The sequence below is a fragment of the Lactiplantibacillus plajomi genome (genome assembly GCF_005405405.1).
Lineage (GTDB): Bacteria > Bacillota > Bacilli > Lactobacillales > Lactobacillaceae > Lactiplantibacillus > Lactiplantibacillus plajomi.
On record NZ_BJDZ01000010.1, the window covers coordinates 61961 to 84996 of the forward strand.

A 23036-nucleotide genomic window follows, 5' to 3' on the forward strand; every position below is an offset into this window, starting at 1 on the left:
GCTTTTGACTGCCTGAGTTCATTCACCGCGATGGCATAATTGCAACGGATGCTTTAAGCTTAAAGTATAACAAAAACGGTGGTGGGAAAATGCAGGATCTACTAGTGAAGCGCGTCTTTCAGGCGTGGCAACTTGCCGACAGTATTGATGGCGGTGAAGTCGACGTGAGAAACGCGAAGGCGCTGCGGCAACAGTTCGATGAGATTGAAGCGGCCTTTAGTGATGAAACGGCGCGTAAAAAGGGGACTAACTCGTTAGTTTACCTAGGGGAATATAACAAGCAGGCGTTGCGTCACGAAATTCAGCAGACGCTTTTTCATGATGATCAGCCGATCGAAAATGAAGATCCGGCGGTCGGTTACAGCGTCGGCTTAATCATGGGAGCGGACTGGCAGCTACAAAGTATCTTTATCCCGAAAGTGGCTTACTTTTACTTACAGTTACGGGGGAACCACGTTAAACGGGCGGCGGATGATAAGCAGTACCGCGATTATTGTGATTATTTCGAGAAATACTTACGCCGTGAAATGGAAAATCAACCAATCGACGTTGCGTTGCAAAAAGCTAGTCGGTTGGTCGACCAGGAATTTAAGTTAAAACGGGTAAACGAAGCCCGGCTCCGCGGCATTTTAAATTACACGGAGCATCAGGAACCGGCACTATTAAATAGTTTTTACGGTGATGATTTAGCCCGGATATTAGCAGCGGACGACGATGCCCTGTTGACCGCCTACGTCCACGGTCGTCAGCAGCAACACGAAGATATTGATAAGAATTGGGCGAAAATCGACCAAATTTTACAACCGGCCAACTTACCGGACGGGCGCTGGCCTAGCCCGGACGCCTTCTTCCAATCGCTGATGCAGCAAGTTTCCATCAACGTTTTGCGGGAGCGCGGTGGCCTTAAAGCCGATTTGCAGACCGTTAACGGGCCACCCGGTACCGGTAAGACCACCTTGTTAAAGGACGTGTTTGCGGACATGGTGGTGGAACAGGCCAAGGCGATGGCTAAATTGGATAAGCCCAGCGACGGGTTTAAGAAAATTGATCAAATTGTGTTATATCAAAAAATTAAGTTTAATTGTTTTGAGCTGATTCCCGAACTACGTGGCTTTGGCGTGGTGGTGTCGAGTAATAATAATTCGGCGGTGGCGAACATCGCTAAGGATTTTCCAAATAAAAAGGAGATTCAGCAGTTTCCGGATAACCACCAAAACGATTACCTCGACCAATTGGCGAAGATTGATTACTTTACCGACATCGCGAAGTCGGCCTTGCAAAGTGAGCAGGCGTGGGGCCTGTTTGCCGTGCAGATGGGGAGTCAGAAAAATCAACAGCGGGTGGTGGACGCCGTGATTAAAAGTGCCAAGGGAACCACGCCGTTTAAGGTGGCGGTAGCCCAAGGACGTTCAGCCGATACTTGGCAGGCCGCCCGCAAAAACTTCCAGCAACGGCTAGCAGCCGTGCGGACCGCAAAAAAGGACGTCGCTGCCAAAATCAAGCGGGTTCGCGCCTACGATCCGGCTAAGTTGGCGGACCTCGAAAGCCAGCTGGCGGCGACGACCCCGCAACCGTTATTAAACGAGATTCAGCAACTGCGGGCCGGGGTCACCGAACAGCAACGGGCGGTCGACGCCATTCCGAAGCGTGGTGGGTTACTGTTCTGGTTACCGAGTCAACGCCAACGCGCACGGTTGGCTAGTCAGCTGGCCGAGTTGCATACACAAATTGCGGCCAAGCAAACGGCATTGACCAATTTACAGCAGCAAATTGACGGTCTAAAGCAGCGGATTGCCACCATCAAACGGGAACGCCAACGAATCGAAACGTTGAAACGGGAACTTAATGCCGACCAGACGTACGGCGTCACGCTGGATTATTGGCAACAAACCAGTGCCGATAAGTTACAGATTCAAGTGCCGTACAACAGTAAACGGTTGCAGGCGGCCCGTGCCGAACTGTTCATTGCGGCAATGCGGTTGCGTAAGCAATTTATTTGCGAAGCGGAAAAACCGGTTTCGAACGCCTGGCACGTTTTCAAGGAACGTAAGTCGCTACTATTCCCACAGTAGGCCCACGTTTTGACGGCGGCCTTTCAAATCATGCAGTTGTTAGTGCCGGTCATGAGTACGACCTTGGCGAGTGTCCAGAGTATGTTCAAGCAGTTCGGTGCCAACACTCTCGACAACGTCTTCGTTGACGAGGCTGGTCAGGCGACGCCGTCTTCGGTTGCCGGACTGATTTGGCGGGCCCGACACTTCACGGCGGTCGGTGATCCGGCGCAAATCGAACCGGTGGTCACGACTGGTGAGGCGGCGCTGCGGATGATTGCGCAAGCTTACGACGTTGACGCCAAGTACACGATTCCAACGAGTTCAGCGCAACAGTTGGCCGATAACGCCAGCGTTTACGGCACGGTTCGACAGGACGGGTCGTGGATTGGAATGCCGCTATGGGTGCACCGCCGCTGTGCCTCGCCGATGTTTGAGATTGCCAATGAAATTTCTTATGAAAACCGGATGGTGCAGGGCAAGCTGACCAAAAAGGGCGACCAGCTGACTAGTCAGTGGCTGGATTCGAAGGGCACCACCAGTCAGCGTCAGTTCGTGCCGGTTCACGCTAAAGTTGTTGCTGACCAAATCAAAACCTTACTTGAAAGTGGGGTTAAGTTGGACGATATCTTCGTTATTTCGCCGTTTCGGGCAGTCGTTGCCGGCATGAAACGGGCGTTACGGGGGCAAAGCGGTGGTGGCGACGGTGCCAAGTGGGTTGACTCCCATATCGGGACGGTCCATACCTTTCAGGGGAAGGAAGCCGACGTGGTCTTTTTCGTTATCGGGACGGATGCGACTAGCGACGGCAGTGCTAACTGGGCGTTTCAAAAGCCGAACTTACTCAACGTCGCGGCCACGCGGGCCAAAAAGGCCTTTTACGTGGTTGGTGACCGTAAACGGATCGGACCGAAAAAATACATTACGGTTGCGGACCGGTTATTAAGTTGAAAATCAGCTTTTTCATGGTAGCTAGGAGCTGAGTCGCGCAATTTTAGTTCGTACCATTTATACTGAAAATAGACAGTTAAATGAGCTAACATAAATCGAGGAGGCTATTTTCAATGAAAATTTTTGTTGCTGGTAGTACTGGCCGGGTCGCAACCGAACTGGTGAACCGCCTAATTAAGCAGGGCCACGACGTTATTGGCGGTGCCCGGCACCCGGAAAATAACGTGAAGTCGCCGCAAGTCACGCCGGTTAAGTTGGACTTACACGCCAGCGTGGCCGAATTGAGTGCGTTGATCGGCAAGGTAGACCTAATTTACTTTACGGCCGGTTCCCGCGGTAAGGACCTGTTACAAACCGACGCGTTCGGGGCGGTCAAGTTAATGCAGGCGGCTGAAAAGAATGGTATCGACCGGTTCATCATGTTGAGTTCACTGAATTCCTTAGAACCGGAAAAGTGGAATCAACCTGGTTTGACCGACTACAACATCGCAAAGTTCTTTGCGGATAACTACCTGATTCACCAAACCAAACTGAATTACACGATTTTACAGCCGGTCAACCTGACCGAAGAAGCTGGAACGGGCAAGGTAACTTTTGGCGACAGTGCCGTAACGACCAACCCGATTCCGGACGTGGCCGCGGTGCTAGCCGAGCTACCCCAATACCCGAATACGGCGCGCAAGGTGATCATTATGCGCGCTGGTGACCAACCGATTGCCACTGCTTTGCAAGCTTTAGCGTAGGACCGGCAAAACAAGGTTTAACTAGGGGGAAGCTGAGTTTATGGCGAACGAGCAACCAGAATCCGTTAAATTACGGGCGGAACTAGATGACATTATGATGAACCTCGAACCGTACCATGGGGATGAACTGAAGCAGCGGTTGTACCGGGCCGGCGACTGTTTGTTGGCGTTGGACCTACTAGATGAACCCGATAATCGTAATTTATTACGGATTTTCAACGTGTACGATGCGCACAAGCGGCGTCAGTTGGAACGGGCGCTAAAGCACCCTAAAATTGAGCCATAAATCAATAGTAAAGTCGTCAATTTTAATTGAAATTGACGGCTTTTTTCATGGTCTTAGCTTAGTTGCAATCAATTGTGCTAGCTTCTGGACGATGGTTTCGCTATGGGCACCGGTCATAATGCTGATTTCTAACGAGGCCATCCGCGCCGGAACCACGAGTAAGTTGACGTTGGCGCGGTGTCGTAAAAAGTAGTTGGCGGTCGTTTGCATGGCCATAGTGATGCCAACGCCCTGCGCCGCGCAGAGCATCGCTTCCTCGTAGGTCGCGACGGTGACGTTACTGCTGAAATGCAGGTCGTTTAAGTGGAAAAAATGACTAGTGACGTCGATAAAGGACGTTTCGGCCGACCACTTGATGTAGTTTTCCGCTTGTAGGGTCACTAAATCGGTCGCGGTCAGGTCGCGACAAAACTGGTCCGGGTGGTACAACGGGCTGGTGGCACTAATCACAAAGCACAGCTGCTCAGTGAAAAGCGGAATCGATTGAATGGTCGGATCACTGGCGTTGCGACCAATAAAAATGGCAACTTGACCGTCCTTGAGTGCTGCCAGGGCCTTGGCGGTCGTTAAACTGACCGTTTCTAATTGAAGTTTGGGATAAGCCGTCTGCAGGGCGCTCGTAATTTTTGGCAAGATGATTGGCGCGTAGGTCGGGAAGAAGGCTAACCGTAACTGAAACGGTGGGTTACTTTGAAATTGACGCATTTCGAGGTGGGTCTGCTGGTCGAAACGGAGTTGGGCCTCCAAGCGACTAAGTAGTTGTTCACCGGCAGCGGTTAATGAAATCGGAGTTTGTTGCCGGTTAACCAGCTGCACGCCGTATTCTCGTTCCGCGGCGGTGAGGACTTTGCTGATGTTCGGCTGGCTGGTGTAGCGCCATTCGGCAACCTGCGTTAGGGTCGCTGCCGTTTGGACGGTGGTTAAGATTTCTTTTAAAACGCGGTTTGGGTTATTGGCCATTTTAATCATATCCTTTTTGGCATGATGTTATATTTATTATTCTATTTTATTATTTTTGGCGGTGGATTTAAACTAGCAGTATAGAAGCGCTTCCAATTCTAGCTTAAATCGAGGCAAATTATGACGTATAAATTTGGTAATACTTTTTCAGAATTGATGCAGATTAGAGACCAGTCGGATGATCCGACTCGGGAAATTACAATCCATAAGTCGGCCACGACGATGTATAAAACGCCGGTGAAAATCGAAGAAGTGATTACCGAAGCGTTAGCGGCCCGTGCGGTGGCTGCCAACGACTTATGGCAGTTGAAAACTGGTCGCCGGCAAACCATTTCGATTGATTCGGAGGCCGCGGCAGCGTTATGTGCGCTGGGAACCCCGATGACTGCCCGCAAAAATGCGACCGGGCATTACGAGTCGATTCCGGAGGCGGCTAACTTTTCCCAAATGGTGGCGATTACGCAACCGTGGGAGTGCCGCGATGGCCGCTGGTTCTTACCGCACTTTAACTTACCCAATTTGGAGAAGCGGGTGCTGAGCGTGTTGCACTGTGACAAGACGCCGGCATCGGTTGCGCAAGCGGTTAAAAAGTGGTCTGCAGAAGACCTGGATCAGGCGATTGCCGATGCCCGCGCTTGCGGTGGCATCGTTTACCGGCCTGATGAATGGTTGAAGACACCCCAGGGGAAGTACTTGGCATCACGGCCAGTGGTTGAAATTGAAAAAATTGGGGATAGTGCCCCGGAACCGTTACCTGAAAATGACGCAGCACCCTTAGCCGGTCTGAACTTGCTAGACCTAACAAGGATCATTGCGGGGCCAACTTGTGGCGAGGCGTTGACTGAACACGGTGCGAACGATTTGATGGTCACCGCCGAGCAGTTGCCGCAAGTCCCAGCCTTTGTTCGTGATTCCAGTCACGGCAAGCGGTCAACGTTCCTGGATTATACCCAAGCAGACAACAAAGCCACTTTAACGAAGCTGGCCCGCCAAGCCGATATTTTCTTAGAAGGTTACCGGCCGGGTGCAATGGCAAAACACGGGTTTGGTGCCGATGACTTGAAGCAACTGCGACCAGGGATTGTTTACGTTAGCGTGAACTGCCACGGAACTGGCGGTCCTTATGCCGACCGGGCCGGTTGGGACCAAGTCGCGCAAGCTAATACGGGGATTGCTTACGTGCAAGGTCAAGCGGAAGGGACGCACCCTAAGTTAATCCCAGTCTTTCTATCCGACTTCTTAACCGGCTACCTGGCAGCGTTCGGGGCGATGTTAGCACTTAAACGGCGGGCAGTTGAAGGCGGCTCCTACCGGGTCAACGTTTCGCTTGATCAGTCCTGCATGTTGGCGCTCCGTCAAGGGTTACGAACGGATGATTACATGGCCTCGCCGGACGATATTTCAACAGTTAAGTACGACCAGTACGCGGTTTATGACCACACGGCTACGTACGGCGACTTAAAGACGTTGGGGCCAGTCATTAAAATGTCGGAAACACCTTGTTGCTGGCACGGAACCACGCCGGCACTGGGAAGTGCGCGGGCGGAATGGTAAGGCAAGTAAGGAGGCAAAATACTAGTGAAAAAGTTTAAAGCGGGACAATATAAAATTAAAGCGAACGGGCATAACGGTCAGTTTGAGGTAAGCGTGACCTTATCTGATAGTAAGATTGAATCAGTTAACGTTACTGGTAATGAAACGGTTGGAATTTCAGACGTTGCAATGACACGAATTCCAGACCAGATTGTGACCGGTCAAACGTTGAACGTTGATGCCATTTCCGGTGCTTCAATGACAAGCCACGGTATTATTAGCAGTGTTGAAAAGGCAATTGAACAAGCCGGAGGAAACCCGGCTGATTTTCAACAGTCTTATCAGCAAGAAAATGAAGCGCATGACGAAATTACAACCGATATCGTTGTTGTTGGTGCGGGAGGTGCCGGATTAGCAGCTGGGTGTCGCGCGTTACAGCGTGGTAAGCAGGTCATTGTTGTTGAAAAAGCAGCAACGGTGGGTGGTAACACCATGCGTTCGGGCGGGTTTATGAATGCAGCCGATCCGGATTGGCAAGGTCAGTTTAAGGCGTTGCCCGGTGAAACACATACGTTGCAACAAATGTTGGAAATTCCCGTTGATGAAGTCGATGAGGCCTATCAAGCAGATTTTCTCAAATTGAAAAAGCAACTTGAATCATACTTGAATTCTGGTCAAACCGCTTTATTTGATTCGGTTCTATTCCATAGAATGCAGACCTATTTTGGTGGCAAACGGACCGATTTAAATGGAAATACGGTTATCAGTGACTATCAACTGGTTAAGACACTAACTGATTCTGATTTAGATTCAGTTAAGTGGCTGGCTTCGTTGGGCGTTCGTTTTGATCAAAGTCAGGTCACGATGCCGGTTGGTGCGTTGTGGCGGCGAGCCCATAAACCAACTGAAGCGGATGGGTTCGGCTATATTAAAGCTTTAAAAGCTTATTTCAAGAGTCACGGTGGTCAACTTTATACGGATCAGCCAGTTACTCGTTTATTGTTAACGGATGATTCCGTTACTGGTGTGGAAACAAAGACCATGACGATTCATGCCCATAAGGTGATCTTAACCACCGGTGGCTATAGTGCTAATTTGGAAATGTTGAAACGCTATAATACTTATTGGTCCGTAATCGATGATGATTTGAAGACGACCAATGCACCGTATATTACTGGAGATGGTATTAAACTAGGACTAGAAGTGCACGCACAATTGGTTGGAATGGGGTTTACGCAAATGATGCCAGTTGCCGACCCGCAAACGGGGGAATATGGAACCGGTCTGCAAGTGCCACCTGCGGATTTTGTCATGGTAAATCAGCAAGGCGAGCGGTTTGTTGATGAATACGCAGGACGGGATACGTTGTCGATTGCCGCGCTTAATAATGGTGGTTTGTTTTATTTAATTGCCGATGAAAATATTAAAAATAAGGCTTACAATACTTCGGCGACCCAAATTGAGAATGAGTTAGCCCACCACCAGTTATATAAAGCGGCGTCACTTCAAGAGTTGGCTGAGCAGATTGATGTTGACGCGAAGACCTTGGTTGCCACGATTCGGCAATATAATGAGTTTGTGAGTCAAGGATCTGACCCAGTTTTTCATAAGCAGATTTTTGATTTGAAAGTTGAACGGGCGCCATTTTATGCAACACCACGAAAGCCCGCAATGCACCACACGATGGGCGGGCTCAAAATCGATAAAGCAGCGCACGTCTTAAATTCTGATAATCGGGTGATTTCAGGACTATTTGCTGCTGGTGAAGTTGCTGGTGGGTTACACGCAGGTAATCGGTTAGGTGGCAATTCGTTAGCCGATATTTTCACGTTTGGTAGAATTGCTGCCGACACGGCCAGTGATGAATTGACTAATGATGCAATTACTGGAGCTTCAGAGAAAAAATAGAATGGTGGTCAAATAAACACGGTGATAACGGTGATTTTAAGCGGCATTACCGTGTTTTTATGTTATCCGTTATTTGAGGAGGGGTCACAGTGACTAAAATTAGTTACTAAAAGCGCGTACCTATGACGGTGAGAGCGAGTCGTAGCTATATTTCAATTAGTGTGTTAAGTTAAAAGTCGCAGTCTACCAACCTTTATCAGTTGGTAACTGCGCTTTTTTGCGTTAATTAACAATTAGTACCCTGATATATTTCTAGATTGTCGTTTTTAGACTACTCAAACCCCGCTAAGCGTGGGATACTAATATTGAAGATTTAATCTTAGTGAGGATGGAGGAGACGCCCATGCGGGGGAAAATCATGACGACCGTTTTATTGTTGGCAACGATGCTGGCTGGTTGTGGTCAGCAGGCCACCGGTCAGTCGGGAAAAACGACTAAATCGAGTAGTAACAAGGTCGCCCGGCACACGAAACTAACTACTAGCGCGCAATCGTCGCGTCGGTCACAACCAACTAGCAAAAAGGCTACTAGTTCGAGTAAGTCAGCGACCCAGTCGAACCGGGCCCGCGTCCAGCGGTTACTCGTGGGGGAAGATTTTAGCGTGTCACCGATTCAGTACAACGGTAAGCCGATTAACGAGGCGATGGACGCCAACGAAGCACCACAAAACAGCGTGCACGATTATTCGTTCACGGTCTATTTTGACAGTGCTAACGCGGCGACCATCAAGTTTGTTTCAGCCCTTAAGCCGAAAAAGGTGGTCGTCAGCATTACCGATAGCACGGTCACGATTGAAGACCGCTACCGCTTCCCGTATACCGTGACGGGCGACCACGTTCAGTTCGGGACTTTTACCGAGTCGAATGGTCAGGGCGGTAAGTTAACTTACAGATTATTGGATAACCGGGATCACTAAAAACAGAACGTAAAGGGGTAGCAAGATGAAAATTTGTCCGAATTGTCAGTATGAAAACGCGGCGGACGCCGTCTTTTGTGGAAACTGTGGCGCTAAATTGCCCGAACAGGTGGTGAACAGCGCGACTTCTGAAGCACCAGCTAGTGAAACGCCGCAACCCGCAACTCGCTTGGGACGCAACCAATCGACGAACGAAGCGCCGACCACGCCGTTGAGCCAGCAGCGACCGAAGCAACCGAAGAAGCCCTGGTTAGTGGCGTTACTCGTCGTGGTATTAGTCGTCGTTGCCGGGGGCGTGTTCTACGCCAGCCAGTTTGGTAAAAGTAAGCAGGTCGCGGCGATTGCGACCGCTTTGGCGGATGATGATCGTACGGTGTTGGTCGATAAAGTTGTCAGTGATGACGACGGCCTGACAATCGATAAGCAGGCACTCGCACCGTTGATGACCTACTTAAAGAACCACCCGCAATACGCTAAGGATGCCCAGGCCGACTTGAAACGCAACGGCCACAGCAGCGACCGGACCCTAACGATCGTTTCGGCGGGACGGCAGTGGTTAATCGTGCCGGTCTATAAGTTGCAGGTAACGACGATGCATCCGAAAGTGGAAACCAACCTGAAGGGCGCAGCGATTACCGCCAACGATGTCAAGCTGAGTACGACGAAGTACGATCACGAAAGCTACCAAGCGGGTCCGCTGATGCCGGGGTCCTACACGTTTAAACTTGAAGGTAGCGCCGGCTCGGCCAAAAAGCAGGTTGATTTGATGGGGCAAGCCAACGTGGGCAAGGCCGTCAAACTACTTACAACCACCACGACAACTTCAACCGACGATGTGGATAGCGAAGATGACGACGTGGATGAAAATGATAGTGACGACACGGAAGATTCGAACCAACACCATACGGGGAAAGCGCTAAGCGTGCTCTCAAGGGACGCGGCAACCGCGGTTTCCGTCATGGCCAGCAAAGAAGACCGGGACGCTGACGACTACACGTACGTTGAAAGTCAACCGTGGGATAACGTGACCGAAATCAAGTTATACGATGAAGACAGCGACAAGCTAGTTGATACTTATCGCTACGATAAAAAGAATGATATCTTAGCAAAGTACGACGACGCAACGAGTAAGTTTGTGGAAGTGAAATAGGGGGCGGGAGTCGGCAAGTAGTTGCCGACTTTTTTAGTTGAAATATTGGTTCAGTGACGGTAATTAGAAGATTTAGAAAACCGAGCCACCTTCGCGTTCTCGCTCAGTTTCGTTAAAATTAAAGACAGATATGATTAATGATGAGAGGAGTTTTTTTAGATGCAGGCAGTGACTTTTGAGCAACTCGGTGGGCCGGAAACGTTACGGTTACGGGAAATTGACGAACCGCAACTACGGGCCAATCAGGTACTGGTCCGGGTTCAGGCCGTGGCGGTCGACCACGTCGATACCTTTGTTCGTAGTGGGGCGTTTCAAACGGCACTGGCCACGCCGCACGTTGTCGGCCGTGATTTGGTCGGCACGGTGCTGCGGGTGGCGGCCGGCGTGACTAACTTTGCGGTCGGTGATTTGGTTTGGACCAATTCTGCCGGTTACGACGGGCGGATGGGGGCGACCGCCGAAATGGTGGCGGTTGCTGCCGACCGGCTTTATCCGGTGCCATGCGGTGTGGACGCCCGCCAGCTGGTGGCGGCGGTCCATTCAGCCGCGACGGCGGCGATTGTGTTGCAAGACGTCATGCAGCTAACCCGCGGGCAGGCCATCCTAATCGAGGGAGCGGCTGGGAACGTCGGCCGTAAGTTTATTCAGTTAGCACACCAGTTAGGGGCGGTCGTGGCGACGACTTCCGCAGCCCGCGACTTTGACCGCTGCCGGCAACTGGGAAGCCAATTAACGTTGGATTACCACGAACCGGTGGCAACCCAGTGCGACCGGCAGTTTGATCACATTATTGATACGTCTGGTAAGGTGCCATTGCAGGCTAACTTGGCGGCGCTCAATCAGGGCGGGCAAGTCACGCTGATCACGGCGCCGGCGGATAATCAATTTACCTTTGACGTCCGCCAATTTTACATGGCTCAAAAGCGGATTAGCGGCTTCGTCATCAGCCACGCTACTGCTGACCAACTAGCACGGGCGGCAAAGTGGTTAAACCCGCAGTTTGCCGCGGGCGCGTTACTCGAAGACGACCTCAATTGCCAGCAGTTTGCGGCCGCTGCTGAAGTGCACGCCGCCCTGGAGCAGGGGCGTGATCACCACCAGCGGTTTGTGCTGGTACCGCCAACGGAAAAAATTTAAGTGCCTAAGGTTGAAAAAACGGTCGCGGTTGCCGGCCGATTTTTAGGTTGCTTTTCCGGCCGGTTTTAGTAACATTTAGTATAAATATATTAATAATTAAGGGGAGGCGCAGGCGGATGCGCAAAGGCTGGGGAATCTTACTCGTGGGAGTATTATTACTGAGTGGCTGTGGGGACGATTAGGTTAAAGTTACTGAAACACCCACCAATCAAGAAGCACTGCAAACTAGTCAGCAGCGGGCAAAATCGAAACAGGTAAGTGCTGACCGGGCAAGTTCTACCACTGGGACGGCTCAAAAAAGTCGTGACGCTAAGGAAACAATCACGGCGACCCGTTGGAATGCAACTAAACGCCGGCAACTGGCTAAGTTTATGCACGCGTGGCAGCAACGAATGGGGCAGACCTACGTGGGAACCTATGACGGTGAACGCTCGGATCATTATGGATTTGTTTTTCCAAAGGCAATTAAATCTGGACAACTTGATGGGCGCTTGGTTTGGGTTAACCAGCGAATCCGGTTTCGCTGGTCGGAGGACGGTGAACAGTCGGCACCGTTTCAGGTGGTGGAAGCGGCAACGATGGATAATCAGCATGGTTTTTTAACGACTTACTTTTTTTGCTTACACAACCAACGACCGGTCGTTTTCGTAACCGGGACAACTAACGGTGATGATTTATACGTTAGCGACAGTCAAAATAGCGAGTTACAGGCTGGTTTTGCCAAGATTGTGACGGGAAAAGCGCAAACCATTGCAAGTGACCAGGACTTAAACGCCGACAACGCGGCGGCCATTGCAGCCAAGCCCCAGCGAATTCCGCGCGCCTACCAGGGAACCTGGTACTGGTACGATTCACAACAAAAAGTGGTTCGGAAATTTACGGCCGGGACGTCGAAAGCCACGCACATTTTTGATGATCATGCCGCGGGTATCCACATTGAAGGGGCGCTAAAACACATCGGTACCGGTGGTCATGAGCGGTTACGCTATAAATACTATGACGGGCAACAAATTCCCGTGATGGAAATGGGTGACGGCCCGCACGTTTGGTATAAGGCCAATGCTTATCGTGAGCGGGCGGTTGCCACCAATCTACAGACGTACCAATTCGGTGATGAGCTTCATAATAATTAACACCACTCGGGGTGGCCACTACCATCTCGAGTTTTTGATTGGGTAGCTGACTTAACCAACCTAAGTTAACCATCGGCACCGGTCATTAGTTGCGCAACGTTCGTGATTCGGTCAGTTGTTTAGTACAGCGTTGACTACTGTCAATTATTTATAATGCCTAATAATAATGATAACGTTAACATTCGAAAAATGCTTGCGTTATTGAAAACGCTTGCATTAACCTAGTGGTATGAGCACCAATTGGTCTAGGTTTAGATTCAAGGGTGAGCAGAATGTTATTAGGGGGTTGCAGAATATGCATAATCAGGATGTTGTTCAGGAAAATTGGCGGATGTGGAAACACGGGAAACAGTGGCTGTATGCGTCGAGTGCGGTCTTAGCTATGGGAATCGGTATGGGGTTGTTGACCACGACAGCACGAGCGGATACGCCGTCAAATAGTCAAACAACCACGACGGCCGTGCAATCGGTTGCGAAACCGGCAACGACCACTGGTACCACCAACGCGGGGCAATCGGGAACCGTTGCCGAAACGGACCAGGTGTCAAGCACCGATCCAGCTACTGACCAGCCGACGAAAACCGATGCGGCGACATCCCAAACGCCGGCACCGACCAGTACATCAACGGGTGAAAAAGACCAGCAACCGTCACTTGAAACGAAGACTGACCAGCAAAATTCTTCAACCAAGTCGGTTGCGGTACCGGAAGTATCGAAGACTAATCCAGTGGTAACTAGCGAAAAGGCCAAAACCGCCACACCAAAAACCAGTCAAGTTGAGACACCGGCGCCAGTCACCCAACCAGTCAGCGCACCGGCCCAAGTTGACACGAAGACCGAAACGACGGCGCCGGTCCCCGTTAAGGATACGACCAAGGTCATCATTCACTATCAGGGTGACAGCAGTAAGTGGGCACCGTACGTTTGGGGACTGAAACCTAACGGTAATGGTCAGCAGTACGACTGGACCGGAACTGATGATTTTGGGGCCTACGCCGAAATCGACATGGATCAAAATTACCAACAACTCGGCGTGTTGATCAAGGGCGTCGATAGTTGGGATAAGGACGGCAACGGCGCCGACCGGACCGTTACCGTCGACGATAACGGGAAGGGCGAAGTCTGGTACCGTGCGGGTAGTGACGCCGCGCAGGACGTGACGCCGACTTACCACGACACCACCATCAACGTGCATTATCATGACAAGAATCAGTCGGCCGTTAATCGCTACCGTGTGTGGACCGACAAGGCCGGTGAGGTCGGGGCACAAACGGTTGATTTGAACCAAACCGACGCCAACGGTAATTTACTCGGCACCGTGCAGTTAACGGACGCCGACTTTACGACCGTTTATGTCCAACCGGTCGGTGGCGATGAATTGACGCGGGCCTTCACGCCGGTGGCTAGTGACGCCACGACCGACATTTACGTCGTGGCTGGGGATCAGCAGCCGTATTACACCGCTAGTTTTGCGTTACAACAGGAAATGGTGACTAGCGCGGCCATGCAAACGCCGACGGAAGTTACCGTGACGATTGGCAAGGCCCTGACGGCGGCGGAAGCTCGCCAACAACTGAGCGTGGCCGGCCACACCGTTAAGGACGTGACGGCAATTGCACCGGACGCAACCGGACGGAGTAAGCAGTTCAAGTTGACGACAACCGCCGCGCTCGATATTATGACCGCTAACAGCGTCAGCTTCAACGGTAACGCTAAGGTTATGGACATTGGCGATTACGTCCGCTCGCAAGCGTTCGATAACGAATACTATTACGACGGCGACGACCTGGGTGTGACCTACAGCAAGCAGCGGACGCAAATTAAGTTGTGGGCCCCGACCGCCAATCAAATCGAACTACGTCTTTATCAGCAACATACCGCCAGCGCCGCGGTGACCAAGACGATTGCCATGCAGCGGGGCGCCAAGGGCGTTTGGACGGCGGTGCTTCCCGGCGATTATCAGGGCTGGGCCTACGACTATCAGCTCCACTTCGGTGACGGTAGCGTGACCACCACTGAGGACCCGTATAGCAAGGCGGTCACCGTCAACGGTAACCGTAGCGTGATTGCCAACGTTGACGCGGTCAAGCCAGCCGACTTTGACCGGCTGCCGAGCTTTAGTGATCCAACCGACGCCGTGATTTACGAAACCAGTGTCCGCGACTTCACCAAGGACCCGAATTCCGGCGTGACGGCGAAGGGGAAGTTTACTGGCATGGTCGAAGCCGGCACCCACACCGCGTCCGGTCAAGTGACCGGGTTGGACTACTTAAAAGACCTCGGGGTGACCCACGTACAACTCATGCCGATGTACGACTTTGCCAGCATTGATGAAACCAGTGCTGATCCGAGCTATAACTGGGGTTACGACCCGAAGAACTATAACGTTCCGGAGGGGACTTACTCTAGCGACGCCAGCGACCCGACTGCACGGGTACTGGAAATGAAGGAAATGGTCAACGGCTACCACAAGGCCGGGATTCGCGTGGTGATGGACGTGGTTTATAATCACGTCTACTCAATGGACGAACAGGCTTTTCAAAAGGTCGTGCCGGGTTACTACTTCCAGTATGATCAAGGTGGCCACCCAACCAGCGGTAGCGGGGTCGGAAACGACGTCGCCAGTGAGCGCAAGATGGTTCGCAAGTACATTCTGGATTCGGTGAAGTACTGGGCGACCGAGTACAACATCGACGGTTTCCGCTTTGATTTAATGGGCATTTTGGACGTCGACACGATGAACGCGATTCGTGCCGAATTGAACGCCATCGACCCCGGCATTCTGGTTTATGGCGAAGGCTGGGACATGCGCGCTACCAACCACGACATCGGTGCGGGGCAGTATAACGCTGACAAACTTGATCAGCACGTTGGTTTCTTCAGTGATGATATTCGCAACGCCATCAAGGGGGCCGAGTTTGGCGGCATCAGTAAGGGGCTGGTCGAAGGAAACGCCCAGGAAGACGACTACGACCAGCACGCCCAGGCGTTTATTGCCGGTTTCCTCGGTGGTCAGGATTACGCTAACGCAGCCACGGCTCACCCGTACCAGTCGCCGAGTCAGACGCTGAACTACGTGGCTTGCCACGATAACCGGACGCTCTACGACATGTTAACGGCTTTGATGCCGAACGAATCCCAGGCTAACCTGATCAAGCGTGACAAGCTGGCAACCTCGATGGCCTTCTTGGCCAAGGGAGTCCCGTTCGTTTACGGTGGACAGGAATCCCTGCGGACCAAGGGCGGCGACGAGAATAGTTACCAGTCACCGGATGCGGTCAACCAGATCGACTGGGACCGCGTTCAGGATAATCAGGAACTAATCGACTACTTTAAGCAGCTGGTTCAGTTGCGCAAGGACGAAAGTGCGTTCCGGCTGACGAACTACGCTGACATCGACAAGACGGTCAAGGTCTTACAGGACGGTAAAAACGGCGTCTTCGCCTTCGAATATTTAGCGGGCGGCCACAAGTTATACGTGCTCTTTAACGTGAACGACAGCGCCCAAGCCTTTGACGCCGCCAACTTGACCAACGGCCGCGTGCTGCTCGGCAGCGACGCGGTCACCCTCGGAACGGTCACTAACCTGGCTGCCCTCAGTACGTTAGTCGTACGCGAAGACCTGCCACAGACCGTGACAATCAATTACCAGGATGTTAACGGCCAACTGGTTAAGACGACGACCGTAACGTTGACTGCGACGGGCACGGCTTGCACACTGACGGCGCCGGCTGGGTACCATTTGACCGGTGACCAAACGACGGTTAGCTACGACTTTGATAACGACGGCACGGCGCGAATTGTAACGGTGCTGGTTGCGAAGACGACAACTGATGACGGCCAACCCGGAGGACAACCAAGCGGTGGTAACGGTCAGACTGGTAATCACCATGGCAACGAAAATGGCCAGACCGGCGCGATCACGCAACCAGGTGGCGGTTCAACCACGACGACCGCTGAAGATCAGCTTGCCGGTGAAGTGGAAAATCCAACCACACCGACCACAACCGCTAATCAGACGACGTCGTCAGCCACTAAGGCCACGTTGACGCCAATGACCGCTGCCAAAGCTGGTCGGGCCGCGGCAACCGGTTTACCACAAACTGATGAACGGGCGGGTCAATCCGCTAGTTTATTAGGCTTACTGGGAATCATGTTAGCGGGATTGCTCAGTTTGGTGAAGCCGCAACGTAAACGGAATTAAGTTTTTAAATTTAAAACAATAGTGATTTCATGTGCCAAAAACATGCACCTTTTCGGGTGCATGTTTTTGTTAGCATTTGATGTTGAAACCACCCAGTTCCCTTTCTTAACCAAGATGTCGTATAATGAAACTATTCTTAAAAAACGAGGAGAAAAACATGGCAGAAACAAACCACTTTTACGAAACCTTTCAACCAGAACACTACGATATTTATATCGATATCAACCGTGGCACCAAGCAAATTGCTGGTAAATCAACGATTACTGGGAACGCGGTTACCAAGGAAGTTTTAATTCACCAAAAATTTCTGACGGTGACGGCGGTGCAGGCCGATGGGGTCGACGTCCCGTTTACCGTGGATAATGATATCCAGGGGATCCGCATCGACTTGGCGAAGACCGGCAACGTTACGTTAGCCATCGATTACCAAACCAAGTTGACTGACAGTATGATGGGGATTTACCCATCTTACTACCAAGTTAACGGTGAAAAGAAGCAGTTGGTCGGTACGCAGTTCGAAACTACCGCTGCTCGGCAGGCCTTCCCGTGTGTCGACGAACCGGAAGCTAAGGCGACTTTCGACCTGGCCATCAAATATGACGAACAGCCGGGCGAAACGATTTTGAGCAACATGCCCGAAAAGAAAGTTGAAAACGGTGTTCACTACTTTGATACGACCGTCCGGATGTCGACCTACTTAATCGCCTTTGCCTTCGGGGACCTACAAGGTAAGACCACCAAGACGAAGAGCGGGGTCACGGTCGGCGTTTACGGTACCAAGGCGCACAAGGCCAACGAACTGGACTTTGCCCTGGACATCGCCAAGCGTTCGATTGAATTTTACGAAGACTTCTACCAGACGCCGTACCCGTTACCACATTCCTGGCAGTTAGCCTTGCCGGACTTCTCAGCCGGTGCGATGGAAAACTGGGGGCTGGTCACTTACCGCGAAGCCTACTTACTGCTTGATCCAGACAACACTGCGTTGGAAATCAAGCAGCGGGTTGCGACCGTGATTGCTCACGAACTTGCTCACCAATGGTTCGGTGACCTGGTCACCATGAAGTGGTGGGATAACTTATGGTTGAACGAAAGTTTTGCCAACATGATGGAATACGTGGCGATCGACGCGCTCGAACCCGACTGGCACATCTGGGAAACCTTCCAGACGTCCGAAGCGTCAATGGCTTTACAACGGGATGCGACTGACGGTGTGCAATCCGTTCACGTTCAGGTGGAAGACCCGGCCGAAATCGATTCGATTTTCGATAGTGCCATCGTTTACGCTAAGGGTGCGCGGATGCTGGTGATGGTCCGCGGGATGCTCGGTGACTCGGCGCTTCGCCAGGGCTTGAAGCAGTACTTCATTGCCCATAAGTACGGTAACGCCACCGGTGACGATTTGTGGAACGCCTTGGCGGACGCTTCCGGCGTCCAAGTTGGCGATATCATGAACACCTGGCTGGAACAACCGGGTTACCCGGTCTTAACGGCGCAGGTCGTTGACGGGCAGTTACGGATTGCGCAACAACAGTTCTTCATCGGTGACGGCAAGGATGCTGGCCGGCAGTGGAAGATTCCGTTGAACAGTAACTACGACGCGGCTCCGGCCGTTTTCGGTGACCAGGCGGCGACCCTAGGCGATTACCAGGCGTTGCGGCAGGCAGCCGGCAAGCCGTTCCGCTTAAACGTCGGTAATAATTCGCACTTCATCGTCAAGTACGACCAGACCTTGTTGGCCGACATTCTGGACCACGTTGATGATTTAACGCCAATCGACCAGTTACAACTGCTCCAAGACTTCCGCTTACTCGCGGAAGGCCGGCAATTATCTTACGCCAGCGTGGTACCGTTATTGGCCCGCTTTGCCGACAGCCACTCGACGGTTGTTAACGCGGCGCTCTACCAGTTGGCGGGTAACTTACGCAAGTTCGTAACGCCGGATTCCGACGAAGAGAAGCAGTTACGGGCGCTTTACGACCAGTTGAGCAGTCGGCAGGTCGAGCGGTTGGGCTGGACGCCAAAGGCCGGTGAATCGTTCGATGACCAGTTGACCCGGCCGTACGTCCTTAGTGCCGCCCTCTACGCCCAAAATCAGGCGGCCATTTTGGCGGCGCACGAACTGTTTGAAGGCAACCAGCAACAGTTGGCCAGCTTACCGGCAGATATCCGGGTCTTCGTGCTCCGTAACGAGGTCAAGCACTTTGGTAACGCCGCGCTGTTCGACCGGTTGTTGGCGGAACACCGCAACTCCGCGGACGGCGGTTACAAGGCCGATATCGCGACGGCCTTAACGGCAACGCCGGATCAGGACTTGTTAAAACGGCTGATCGCCGCCTTTGAGGACGCCGACGTCATTAAGCCGCAAGACTTGCGGGCCTGGTTCCGCGGCGTCCTAGCTAACCCGGCTGGTGAACAACTGGCTTGGGACTGGATCCGAAACGACTGGAAGTGGTTAGAAGCAACGGTTGGTGGCGACATGGAATTCACGACCTACGTGCCCGTGATTGCCCGTGTCTTCCACACGCCGGCACGGTTGGCCGAATTTAAGGCCTTCTTTGAACCGAAGCTCAACACCCCCGGTTTGACGCGTGAAATCAAGATGGATACCAAGGTCATTGCTAGTCGCGTGGCCTTAGTCGAGGCCGAAAAAGCAGCGGTGAACGCAGCCGTTGCCAAAGCCGTCAATTAATATTTAGAACTAAAAACGTCCGGTAACAGCGATTCGCTGTTACCGGGCGTTTTCGATTAGGATAATTCGTAATATTTCACGATGTCATCGGCCTGTAAATAGGGCAGGTGCGCTTGTACGATGTTGCTTGGGAAGGTCGGTTCGTGATACTGGCCCATGGCGATGGCGGCTTTGATCTCGCGTTCGTCATTTTCACCAAAGGGCGGGAAAGTCAGCACCGGCGGCATCAGGTATTGGAAGTCGTTGATGTCGATCAGCAACGGGTTGAAGAACATTTCGTCGAAGTTGACCTGCAATAAGACGTTATCGGGGTTGCTAGTCAGGTGTTTCCAGAGACTTTCAATCGGCGCGTGGTTGTTGCGGATGAAGGTCACAAACTGGTCGATGGTTTCGAGCGACTGGTTATTCTGCTGGTCGAAGCCCGAGAAGCAGAAGACGACGCCCTTACCGGTCTGTTCGCTGACCGACACCGAGTTGATTGTGTTCATCGCGTGTAAGATGTGGCTGTAAAGTGGTGCTAACTTATTGTTTTCCGCGAGGTAGCCGCTTTGGCTGAAATCGGGAAAGTAGATGCCGTTGGTTTTGAGTTGCTCCAGCACGGCCTTGTTTTGAATGGTCCAAAAAATCATGGGATGCCCTTCTTCCGTAGGTTGTCCATTCAGTATACGCCAGAATGGTGGATTCGCCGACGGAAATTAAGTGAGGGTGGCAACGGTTGATTACCCATAATGACCGTTGAAAATGGCGGTCGGAAGGGTTATTCTGAACCACAACGTTAACTTAAAGATGGAAAGCCAGGGTGCCGAGAATGCGATTTTACGAATTTACTGATCAACAACAGCAGCAGGCACTAATTGCCGAAGAAAACGAGTGGCGGGCCAGAAAACGGGCCGTTCAGGAATGCGGCTTACCAGCCAACGTGCCGGCGGTCGAATGGACGGCGGCTGAGGCCTTTAGCCACTTTAAACCGCTTTTTTTGGACGCTGTCGGTGACGACGGCGACTGGGCGCAGGAAATGGCGGAGCGGGTGTTTAAGGAACCGGGTGTGATTTTGACGAATATTCCGAATGTGTAGGAAAAAAGGTGTTAGTTAGCTGATGCCGCTTTATTTAGAAGCATTAAATTATATAGTAGTGGTTAAGTCGTGGGTGTTCAAAAAGTAAAGGTAAAACAACCTTTCTTGCCCCGTTATTTCTGTTTATAATAGTGATAACAGTAAGATTAAGGTGGTGAGCAATGGTGCGCTATGAACCGATGGAAGAACAACTGACCGGCTTGGATCCGGTCGTCGAGGTGGTGCCTTACAACGTACATTTTCGGGACCGGCTCCATGATCAGGTGACCAATCAGGAACTAATCTTGGAATACCCGACCGTTTACCTGATTTATGATGAAAAGGCAGCGACCAAGCAGCAGGCGCCCAAGTTCATCGTTTATGTCGGCGAGACCAGTGACATCGAACGGCGGACGCAGGAGCACTTAGGCATCGATGCTAAGCAACGGGCCGACTGGTTGGCACTTAAGCAGAGTGGCAACGCTCAGATGATGGTCGTCGGCAACCGCTACTTTAATAAGTCGCTGACGCTAGACATTGAGAACCGCCTAATGCTATACCTGATGAGCGTTAAGAACGTTAAACGGCTGGATAACCGCCGCTTTAATCCGCAACGCAAGTACTTTATGTCGGACTATTCGGATGAGATCTTTAACCGAATTTGGCAGGCGTTGCGCCGTAAGCGGGCTGATATTTTCGAAGACCAGGCAGAAATCGAGAACACGGCTATTTTTAAAGCATCGCCGTTTCACAACCTTAATTACGAACAAAATGAGAGCAAGGTCAAAATTTTAGGGAAGGTTGAAAACGCCCTTGCAGCGCGGCGTAACGAAGCGGATGACCAAGACGCGACCGTTATTTTTATTGCCGGTCAGGCAGGAACCGGGAAGACCGTGCTACTAAGCAACTTATTTTATGATTTGACGGGGAGTCCGTTAGTGCGACCGAAGCAGTTATACTTGTTGGTCAACCATGAGCAACAGGTCAAAGTCTATCAGGCGATTGCCCGGAAGCTAGGCTTGGATACCGACGTTAAAGACATCGTGTCGCGTCCGACCCACTTTATTAACACCCATCAGGGTCAGCCGAAAGTCGACGTGGTATTAGTCGACGAGGCGCATTTGTTGTGGACACAGGGGAAGCAGTCCTACCGCGGTGAAAACCAGTTGCAGGACCTGCTTAAATTAGCGAAGGTCGTAATTATCGTTTTTGATAAGTACCAGATTTTAACGACGCAGGAATACCTGGACGATGCCGCAGTGCGTAAACTCGAAGACGGCGCGGAAAGTCAGGGAAACCGCATTGAACTGGTCAATCAGGAACGGATGGTCGCTGATCAGGCAACCATTGATTGGATTCGAACATTGATTGTTGAACGGACGGTCGGACAGATACCGGCGGATGACCGCTACCAACTAAAAGTGGCTCGTTCGCCTGAACAACTGTACCGACGGGTGCAACGGTTAGACCAACAACGTGCGCAGGGGCAGGCCAGTCTGGTTCGGATGTTGGCGACCTTTGATTGGCCATATTCGGGCGGTAAGGCCAAACCAAAGAACGGTGACTACTGGGAAGTTAAAATCGGCCAGTGGCACTTACCGTGGAATTTACAATTACCGGCAGTTGAAGGTCAAAAGCGCCGGAATAAACTATTGGCTTGGGCGGAACAACCCCAAACGGTCGGTGAAGTCGGTTCGACTTTTACCATTCAGGGTTTTGATCTGAACTACGCTGCGGTAATTATCGGTCCGTCGGTGAAGTACCGTGACGGGCGCATTGTTTTTGATGCCAGTGCTAGTAAAAACCGCAGCGCAACCCAGAAACGAACTTGGAAAGGTCAGCAGATTGACGTCGCGGAAGAACTGTTACGTAACGAACTGAACGTGTTGCTGACCCGTGGCGTCCACGGCCTGTTCGTTTACGCGGTCGACGATGCCTTACAGGCAAAGTTATTGGAAGCAGCGGGGACGACCCATACCTTGGAGGATGACTAATGGACTATTCTGATATTGAAAAATCGCTGATTGAATTTAGAAACAAAAAGGGTTGGCAAAAGTACCATAATTTAAAGGACTTAGCGCTGTCGCTAAACCTAGAAGCCAGTGAGGTGCTAGAAATCTTTCAGTGGAAACTGAGTGATGCAAAGCTGAGTGAAGCTGAGGAACAACACTTGGAGGAAGAGTTAGCCGATACCCTGATTTATACGTTTTACATGTGTGAGAAGCTGGGCGTTGATCCGTTAACGATTGTGGCGAACAAGATGAAGTTTAATCAGGAAAGACATTGGAAGACGGAAAAATAGGCTGGTATTGTATGTA

Annotated in this window: 17 protein-coding genes; 15 read left to right on the forward strand and 2 right to left on the reverse strand. The window is 51.6% G+C overall.

Annotated elements, in window-relative coordinates; all coding sequences use genetic code 11:
* Positions 1-89 precede the first annotated feature (89 nt).
* The 4 genes from FFM82_RS05900 to FFM82_RS05915 all read left to right on the forward strand — a co-directional run bounded on the left by FFM82_RS05900 (position 90) and on the right by FFM82_RS05915 (position 4031).
* Positions 90-2072 carry a hypothetical protein gene (locus FFM82_RS05900; protein WP_137644944.1) on the forward strand — a complete coding sequence of 661 codons (1983 nt, stop codon included), beginning with the start codon at positions 90-92 and terminating at the stop codon, positions 2070-2072.
* A gap of 9 nt (positions 2073-2081) precedes the next feature.
* A complete protein-coding gene (locus FFM82_RS05905) occupies positions 2082-3002 on the forward strand; it encodes a DEAD/DEAH box helicase (RefSeq protein ID WP_137644945.1) in 921 nt (306 codons plus the stop codon).
* A 113-nt stretch (positions 3003-3115) separates the two neighbouring features.
* On the forward strand, positions 3116-3745 hold the full coding sequence (locus tag FFM82_RS05910) for an NAD(P)H-binding protein (protein ID WP_137644946.1): 630 nt from the start codon (positions 3116-3118) through the stop codon (positions 3743-3745).
* A 40-nt stretch (positions 3746-3785) separates the two neighbouring features.
* Entirely contained in the window at positions 3786-4031 is a 246-nt protein-coding gene (locus FFM82_RS05915; protein ID WP_137644947.1) for a hypothetical protein, read from the forward strand.
* Positions 4032-4076: 45 nt separating this feature from the next.
* Here FFM82_RS05915 and FFM82_RS05920 read toward each other — a convergent pair whose 3' ends face one another.
* Positions 4077-4991: a LysR family transcriptional regulator gene (locus tag FFM82_RS05920; protein ID WP_170178229.1), complete on the reverse strand. Its 915-nt coding sequence runs from the start codon at positions 4989-4991 to the stop codon at positions 4077-4079.
* 120 nt (positions 4992-5111) lie between these two features.
* Between FFM82_RS05920 and FFM82_RS05925 the strand changes: the two genes are divergently transcribed.
* The 8 genes from FFM82_RS05925 to FFM82_RS05960 all read left to right on the forward strand — a co-directional run bounded on the left by FFM82_RS05925 (position 5112) and on the right by FFM82_RS05960 (position 19664).
* Positions 5112-6545, forward strand: a complete 1434-nt coding sequence (locus FFM82_RS05925) for a CoA transferase (RefSeq protein WP_137644949.1) — start codon at positions 5112-5114, stop codon at positions 6543-6545.
* A gap of 24 nt (positions 6546-6569) precedes the next feature.
* Positions 6570-8432, forward strand: a complete 1863-nt coding sequence (locus FFM82_RS05930) for a flavocytochrome c (RefSeq protein WP_137644950.1) — start codon at positions 6570-6572, stop codon at positions 8430-8432.
* 343 nt (positions 8433-8775) lie between these two features.
* Entirely contained in the window at positions 8776-9348 is a 573-nt protein-coding gene (locus FFM82_RS05935; protein WP_137644951.1) for a hypothetical protein, read from the forward strand.
* Between the two features lie 25 nt (positions 9349-9373).
* Complete coding sequence (locus tag FFM82_RS05940; protein WP_137644952.1) at positions 9374-10498, forward strand: TcaA second domain-containing protein; 1125 nt, start codon at positions 9374-9376, stop codon at positions 10496-10498.
* Positions 10499-10657: 159 nt separating this feature from the next.
* The gene (locus tag FFM82_RS05945) at positions 10658-11635 is read left to right on the forward strand and encodes an alcohol dehydrogenase catalytic domain-containing protein (RefSeq protein ID WP_137644953.1); all 978 of its coding nucleotides are present in this window, start codon (positions 10658-10660) and stop codon (positions 11633-11635) included.
* A 320-nt stretch (positions 11636-11955) separates the two neighbouring features.
* Entirely contained in the window at positions 11956-12768 is an 813-nt protein-coding gene (locus tag FFM82_RS05950; protein WP_225425633.1) for a DUF4767 domain-containing protein, read from the forward strand.
* A gap of 295 nt (positions 12769-13063) precedes the next feature.
* On the forward strand, positions 13064-16972 hold the full coding sequence (gene pulA / locus FFM82_RS05955) for a type I pullulanase (RefSeq protein WP_170178230.1): 3909 nt from the start codon (positions 13064-13066) through the stop codon (positions 16970-16972).
* A gap of 157 nt (positions 16973-17129) precedes the next feature.
* Positions 17130-19664 carry a M1 family metallopeptidase gene (locus tag FFM82_RS05960; protein WP_137644956.1) on the forward strand — a complete coding sequence of 845 codons (2535 nt, stop codon included), beginning with the start codon at positions 17130-17132 and terminating at the stop codon, positions 19662-19664.
* A 56-nt stretch (positions 19665-19720) separates the two neighbouring features.
* Here the strand turns inward: FFM82_RS05960 and FFM82_RS05965 are convergent, their stop codons facing one another.
* Positions 19721-20293 carry a hypothetical protein gene (locus tag FFM82_RS05965; protein ID WP_137644957.1) on the reverse strand — a complete coding sequence of 191 codons (573 nt, stop codon included), beginning with the start codon at positions 20291-20293 and terminating at the stop codon, positions 19721-19723.
* 179 nt (positions 20294-20472) lie between these two features.
* Between FFM82_RS05965 and FFM82_RS05970 the strand changes: the two genes are divergently transcribed.
* The 3 genes from FFM82_RS05970 to FFM82_RS05980 all read left to right on the forward strand — a co-directional run bounded on the left by FFM82_RS05970 (position 20473) and on the right by FFM82_RS05980 (position 23020).
* On the forward strand, positions 20473-20739 hold the full coding sequence (locus tag FFM82_RS05970; RefSeq protein WP_137644958.1) for a hypothetical protein: 267 nt from the start codon (positions 20473-20475) through the stop codon (positions 20737-20739).
* Positions 20740-20900: 161 nt separating this feature from the next.
* Positions 20901-22712 carry a DUF2075 domain-containing protein gene (locus tag FFM82_RS05975; RefSeq protein ID WP_170178231.1) on the forward strand — a complete coding sequence of 604 codons (1812 nt, stop codon included), beginning with the start codon at positions 20901-20903 and terminating at the stop codon, positions 22710-22712.
* The gene (locus tag FFM82_RS05980) at positions 22712-23020 is read left to right on the forward strand and encodes a MazG-like family protein (RefSeq protein ID WP_137644959.1); all 309 of its coding nucleotides are present in this window, start codon (positions 22712-22714) and stop codon (positions 23018-23020) included. The genes FFM82_RS05975 and FFM82_RS05980 overlap by 1 nt, the downstream gene beginning before the upstream one ends.
* Positions 23021-23036 lie beyond the last annotated feature (16 nt).

Excerpts from the sequence above, each read along its gene's own strand:
- FFM82_RS05900 (WP_137644944.1), top strand. The coding sequence starts at position 90 with ATGCAGGATCTACTAGTGAAGCGCGTCTTTCAGGCGTGGCAACTTGCC.
- FFM82_RS05910 (WP_137644946.1), top strand. The coding sequence starts at position 3,116 with ATGAAAATTTTTGTTGCTGGTAGTACTGGCCGGGTCGCAACCGAACTG.
- FFM82_RS05915 (WP_137644947.1), top strand. The coding sequence starts at position 3,786 with ATGGCGAACGAGCAACCAGAATCCGTTAAATTACGGGCGGAACTAGAT.
- FFM82_RS05920 (WP_170178229.1), bottom strand. The coding sequence starts at position 4,991 with ATGGCCAATAACCCAAACCGCGTTTTAAAAGAAATCTTAACCACCGTC.
- FFM82_RS05925 (WP_137644949.1), top strand. The coding sequence starts at position 5,112 with ATGACGTATAAATTTGGTAATACTTTTTCAGAATTGATGCAGATTAGA.
- FFM82_RS05935 (WP_137644951.1), top strand. The coding sequence starts at position 8,776 with ATGCGGGGGAAAATCATGACGACCGTTTTATTGTTGGCAACGATGCTG.
- FFM82_RS05940 (WP_137644952.1), top strand. The coding sequence starts at position 9,374 with ATGAAAATTTGTCCGAATTGTCAGTATGAAAACGCGGCGGACGCCGTC.
- FFM82_RS05945 (WP_137644953.1), top strand. The coding sequence starts at position 10,658 with ATGCAGGCAGTGACTTTTGAGCAACTCGGTGGGCCGGAAACGTTACGG.
- pulA (WP_170178230.1), top strand. The coding sequence starts at position 13,064 with ATGCATAATCAGGATGTTGTTCAGGAAAATTGGCGGATGTGGAAACAC.
- FFM82_RS05960 (WP_137644956.1), top strand. The coding sequence starts at position 17,130 with ATGGCAGAAACAAACCACTTTTACGAAACCTTTCAACCAGAACACTAC.
- FFM82_RS05965 (WP_137644957.1), bottom strand. The coding sequence starts at position 20,293 with ATGATTTTTTGGACCATTCAAAACAAGGCCGTGCTGGAGCAACTCAAA.
- FFM82_RS05970 (WP_137644958.1), top strand. The coding sequence starts at position 20,473 with ATGCGATTTTACGAATTTACTGATCAACAACAGCAGCAGGCACTAATT.
- FFM82_RS05975 (WP_170178231.1), top strand. The coding sequence starts at position 20,901 with ATGGTGCGCTATGAACCGATGGAAGAACAACTGACCGGCTTGGATCCG.
- FFM82_RS05980 (WP_137644959.1), top strand. The coding sequence starts at position 22,712 with ATGGACTATTCTGATATTGAAAAATCGCTGATTGAATTTAGAAACAAA.